A 219-nucleotide genomic window follows, 5' to 3' on the forward strand; every position below is an offset into this window, starting at 1 on the left:
ACTACGGCGGTGAGCTTATCTTCCAGCGCTGCAGTCACATCATTGAACTGCGCCTGCACCTGCGTCGACATTTCAGCCATCGCTTTATCGACCTGCGCAATGGTCGTTTTAACCACCAGAATATCCGCGCGTACCTCGCCGTACTGCGCCCACTGATGCTCTACCGTTCCATGGTTGGCCAGTGCGTTCTGCAATGCGGTTTCCAGGTTGGTATCAATG

The 219-nt window shown here is 54.8% G+C and carries 1 protein-coding gene; it reads right to left on the reverse strand.

Annotated elements, in window-relative coordinates; translation table 11 throughout:
- Positions 1-219 (reverse strand): hypothetical protein (locus tag FDX22_RS20740; protein ID WP_146717709.1); only part of this gene is annotated, 219 nt, incomplete at both ends.

The organism is Citrobacter sp. TBCS-14 (genome assembly GCF_005280805.1).
Taxonomy (GTDB): Bacteria; Pseudomonadota; Gammaproteobacteria; order Enterobacterales; family Enterobacteriaceae; genus Citrobacter; species Citrobacter gillenii.